The 4174-nt window shown below is 34.5% G+C and carries 6 protein-coding genes; 2 read left to right on the top strand and 4 right to left on the bottom strand.

Going from position 1 to position 4174, the window contains the following annotated elements:
* Positions 1–85: 85 nt before the first annotated feature.
* Genes ACY65O_RS00940 through ACY65O_RS00925 form a run of 4 tightly spaced genes read right to left on the bottom strand, consistent with a single transcriptional unit; the run spans position 86 to position 2870 of the window.
* Entirely contained in the window at positions 86–538 is a 453-nt protein-coding gene (locus tag ACY65O_RS00940; RefSeq protein ID WP_462218971.1) for a hypothetical protein, read from the bottom strand.
* 2 nt (positions 539–540) lie between these two features.
* Complete coding sequence (locus ACY65O_RS00935) at positions 541–1182, bottom strand: anthranilate synthase component II (RefSeq protein ID WP_462218970.1); 642 nt, start codon at positions 1180–1182, stop codon at positions 541–543.
* 49 nt (positions 1183–1231) lie between these two features.
* Positions 1232–2653: an anthranilate synthase component I family protein gene (locus ACY65O_RS00930; RefSeq protein WP_462218969.1), complete on the bottom strand. Its 1422-nt coding sequence runs from the start codon at positions 2651–2653 to the stop codon at positions 1232–1234.
* A gap of 25 nt (positions 2654–2678) precedes the next feature.
* The gene (locus ACY65O_RS00925; protein ID WP_462218968.1) at positions 2679–2870 is read right to left on the bottom strand and encodes a GxxExxY protein; all 192 of its coding nucleotides are present in this window, start codon (positions 2868–2870) and stop codon (positions 2679–2681) included.
* A 269-nt stretch (positions 2871–3139) separates the two neighbouring features.
* Here ACY65O_RS00925 and ACY65O_RS00920 point away from each other — a divergent pair, with 269 nt between their 5' ends.
* Positions 3140–3430: a GNAT family N-acetyltransferase gene (locus tag ACY65O_RS00920; RefSeq protein ID WP_462218967.1), complete on the top strand. Its 291-nt coding sequence runs from the start codon at positions 3140–3142 to the stop codon at positions 3428–3430.
* A 25-nt stretch (positions 3431–3455) separates the two neighbouring features.
* Entirely contained in the window at positions 3456–4085 is a 630-nt protein-coding gene (locus ACY65O_RS00915; RefSeq protein WP_462218966.1) for an NAD(P)-dependent oxidoreductase, read from the top strand.
* Positions 4086–4174 lie beyond the last annotated feature (89 nt).

Below are 4174 nucleotides of genomic sequence, written 5' to 3'. Positions count from 1 at the left end.
ATATTTTTTGAGATATTTATCAACACTTCTTTCGCCTGCTCACGGGAAAGTGTTTTATGTTCGAATAAGTAGTTAAGGATTTTTTTCATTTAGACTTAGTTAGTGCAATATTAAAAACAGGGAAAAATTTATTTCTTTTTTTAAAAGTGTAAAGAGCATCTAATTCCAAATGACTATAATACTCCTTTGGGGTTATACTTTTATTTTTGTTTCTAATTTCACAAAAAGCGAAACAAAAATCTGATTGGGTAAGATTCTTTTTAAGTTTTGTCCTTGATTCTATTCGAACTGCGCTTTCATATTTTTTTTTATAAGTCAATTTACAAAATATTTTTACTCTTGCATAAATCCCATATTGTCCAGAATGACTCATGCCTATATGAATTATACTATCGTCCCAATTAAATTTTTTGCCAACAAGTTCTTTGTTATTAGAAATAACATAAATGCCATGTTTTGGATTATCAAAGATATTTTTAGAAGCTATCTTCCAATTTTCAAATTGGAATTGATCGTCGGTAATACTAGGGAATTTCATATTTATAATTTTAACCAATTTCTTAACATTATTTCACCATCAGGTGTCAACACACTCTCCGGATGAAACTGAACTCCCTGCACATCATAAGTTTTATGTTGCAATGCCATGATGTAACCATTATCATCTCTTGCTGTTACTTCCAGTTCAGCAGGAAAATTTTCATCGCTGATTATCCAGCTGTGATAACGACCTACAATTATTTTACCAGGTAATCCCTCTAACACCGGATGAGCCAACCTTTGAGAGTGACCCACCCTTGTAATTGGAGTTGCAACTCCATGATACACTTTACTCAAATTAGTCAGCGTTCCGCCAAAAGCTTCGCCTATTGCCTGGTGCCCCAAACAAACACCAAGTATAGATTTTGTTGCTGCATATAGTTTTATCAAAGGCAATAACAAACCTGCTTCCGAAGGGATGCCCGGCCCCGGTGATAAAATAATTTTATCATACTCGTTTACCCGCTCTAAACTTATTTCATCATTACGAAATACATCCACTTTTTCATGAGTGATTTTTTCTACTAAATGAACAAGATTATAAGTGAAAGAATCGTAATTATCAAAAACTAAAATCTTGCCCCTATCCCCTAAAGGGGTAAAAGATGAAGATGTTTCTGTTATTATATTTTCTATTTTCATTTTTTAATTTATAAAGAATAAGACTAACTGTAATCAACTAATAAACCAATCACCTAATCAACGTTGCCTCTGCAATAGCCTGTTTCAATGCATTTAATTTATTATTCACTTCCTGCAATTCGCTTTCGGGTTTGCTTGCGGCTACTACACCAGCGCCTGCCTGATACACTAACGTATTATTCCTGCTTAAAAATGTTCTTATCATTATAGCATGATTGATGGTGCCATTAAAGCCAACAATGCCAATGGCGCCGCCATAATAACTTCTGCTGGTAGGTTCGTAATCATTTATTAACTGCATGGCTTTAAATTTTGGTGCACCGCTTAAAGTGCCGGCAGGAAAAGTAGTGGCAATTAATTTAAACGGATTTATTGCTGGCCCAACCGAGCCTGTCACTTCACTTACTAAGTGTATAACATGACTGTAATAATTAACCTTTTTGTATTGTGTAACTTCCACTTTATTGCACAGGCGGCTTAAATCATTTCTTGCTAAATCTACCAGCATTACATGTTCAGCATTTTCTTTTTCATCTGCTTCCAATGCAATAGCTGCGGCTTTATCTGTTTCATCATCACCGGTTCTTTTAAACGTTCCTGCAATGGGATGTACAATAGCTTTTCCATTTTTTATAATCAACTGACTTTCGGGTGAAGAGCCCATCAGTTTATAATCGCCGTAATCAAAATAAAATAAATAAGGCGAAGGGTTGATGCTGCGTAAAGCTCTATAGACATTAAATTCATCGCCGGTAAATTGCTGTTCAAATTTTCTGCTTAATACAATTTGAAAAACATCGCCACGGTGACAACTGGCAATTCCTTTTTTTACAATTTCTACATATTCTTCATTGGTAAGATTAGAAGTTTCTTCTGTTGCAGTGTTAAAAGGAAAAGTGGGTACATCTTTACTTTTGATTAAACTTTCTACCACCGCTGCTTCAGTTGGTATTCCTGCAATTTCGTTTTCGCAAATAAATAATTCATCTTTAAAATGATTTATAACGATGATGTATTGATACAGGCGGTACCGCATCAGGGGAATGTCTGGTGTGAGTGGTGAGTGGTGAGTGGTGAGTTTTACTGAATCAAAGAATTGCACCGCATCGTAAGTGGTATAGCCAAATAAACCTTGTGCAATATTCACTTGCTTTTGATTTGTTGGTTCTATTGTAAACCGATTCATAAAATCCCATAAATGGTGGGGCACATCGGTTGGTGTTGCAATAGCAATCTTTTCTGGTTTTGTGCCGGGCAATTTATACTCAATAAAGGAAGTATTAGAAATTTCGATACCTGCAATGGCATTAATACCAATAAAAGAATAACTGTCTTCACCTGCATGAAAGTCGGTACTCTCTAAAAGAATCGTATCCCTGAACCTGTCCCGCAGGCGCAGGTAAATACCTACAGGTGTGTAAACATCTGCAAGGAGTTTTTTGAAGGTGGTTTTTATTGCTATCTTTTTCATTTGTCTGAACGGGTATTTGGGTGGATTAAATAAATTTTTTGGATGTTAGGTTCGGATTGTATTTAGCATTCTCCAGTCTTTTAAATTCCAAAGACATACCTCCAAAGTTTAATAACAATCCTGCTTCAAGATTATACACTTCTAAATAATTCCTGGCTTGCGAAATGGCTGCACCAATAATTTTTTTCGTAATATCCTTGTATTTAAACTGTGGCATAACAGTAATAATTTTTACACTTTAAAAAAATCCTTTTAATCCCAATCATCCACCCAAATCCCCGTTCAGACAAAAAACAAAAAACCCGGCAACTTGTGCCGGGTTTAAACTATTTATATAATTACAATAGCAAAAAGGCACAATCATTTGATTATGCTCCACCACCAGCTATTGTTATTTGTGTTTATAATTTTCATTTACTGTGCAAATATGAAACAGATTTACTGAATAAAAAAATTTTTTACTAAATTCATTAAAATTTATAGACAATGATCATTCAACACAAACAAGAAGGCAGTAAAGGTAGTTTTTATGTTGAAGAGAATAATACTGCTCTTGCCGAAATGACTTATTCAATGGCTGGTAACAATGTTATGATTATTGACCATACGGAAGTTTCAGATGCATTAAGAGGGAAAAATGTGGGCTACCAGCTGGTGCATACGGCGGTGGAATTTGCAAGAACGAACCACCTCAAAATTTTTCCCTTATGCCCTTTTGCTAAATCGGTATTTGATAAAAAGAAAGATGAATTTGGAGATGTTTTAAAAGGCAATTAAGTTAACTTCAAACAAAATTTTAAAAATGAACCTTATAATATTCGGCGCCACCGGAATGGTGGGTAAAGAGTTGGTTAAGCAGGCTTTGCTTAAAGGACATCACGTAAAAGCTTTTGGAAGAAATGTTTTTACTGAATTAAATATGGAAGAAAAAAATTTAGAATTAATTAAAGGTGCTTTGTTTGATGAAGGCGAAGTGAGTAGTGCTATTAAAGGATGCGATGCGGTGCTTTCTGCATTGGGTGGCGGCTTTGATGGCAATGACAAAACCAGAACGCTGGGCATAAAAAACATTATTGCACAAATGAAAAAAAATACTATAAAAAGAATTGTTGCTATTGGTGGATTGGGCGTTTTAAATTTTGATGAAAACATTTTGTTACTCGACAGAGAAGATTACCCTAAAGAATATTTACCTGTTGGGCTTGAACATAAAAAAGCATACGAATATTTAAAGGAAAGCGACCTGGACTGGACATTTGTTTGTCCGCCAAATATTATTGATCATGAAGTTACCGGTTTGTATATCACCAAAGCCAATTATCCGCCAGAGCCAAATAACAATAAAATTTATGCAGGCGATCTGGCAATGTTTATGCTGAATGAATTGGGGAGGAATGAGTATGTGAAAGAGAGAGTGGGAATTAGTAATTAAAAAAATAAAGTGATACAAAAAATTAAGAATCTCTTTAAAAAAATTTGTAGTAAGAAAAGCATTTCTTCTTCAACTCTTTTAAAAAATGA

It is taken from the genome of Ferruginibacter sp., from assembly GCF_031430955.1.
In the GTDB taxonomy this organism is placed as follows: domain Bacteria; phylum Bacteroidota; class Bacteroidia; order Chitinophagales; family Chitinophagaceae; genus Ferruginibacter.
The sequence above is the reverse complement of the archived record's forward strand: the minus strand, read 5'-3'. Positions and strand labels throughout refer to the sequence as shown.

What these genes read in the sequence shown, in the direction of transcription:
- ACY65O_RS00940 (WP_462218971.1), bottom strand. Translation starts at nt 538, where the DNA reads ATGAAATTCCCTAGTATTACCGACGATCAATTCCAATTTGAAAATTGG.
- ACY65O_RS00935 (WP_462218970.1), bottom strand. Translation starts at nt 1,182, where the DNA reads ATGAAAATAGAAAATATAATAACAGAAACATCTTCATCTTTTACCCCT.
- ACY65O_RS00930 (WP_462218969.1), bottom strand. Translation starts at nt 2,653, where the DNA reads ATGAAAAAGATAGCAATAAAAACCACCTTCAAAAAACTCCTTGCAGAT.
- ACY65O_RS00925 (WP_462218968.1), bottom strand. Translation starts at nt 2,870, where the DNA reads ATGCCACAGTTTAAATACAAGGATATTACGAAAAAAATTATTGGTGCA.
- ACY65O_RS00920 (WP_462218967.1), top strand. Translation starts at nt 3,140, where the DNA reads ATGATCATTCAACACAAACAAGAAGGCAGTAAAGGTAGTTTTTATGTT.
- ACY65O_RS00915 (WP_462218966.1), top strand. Translation starts at nt 3,456, where the DNA reads ATGAACCTTATAATATTCGGCGCCACCGGAATGGTGGGTAAAGAGTTG.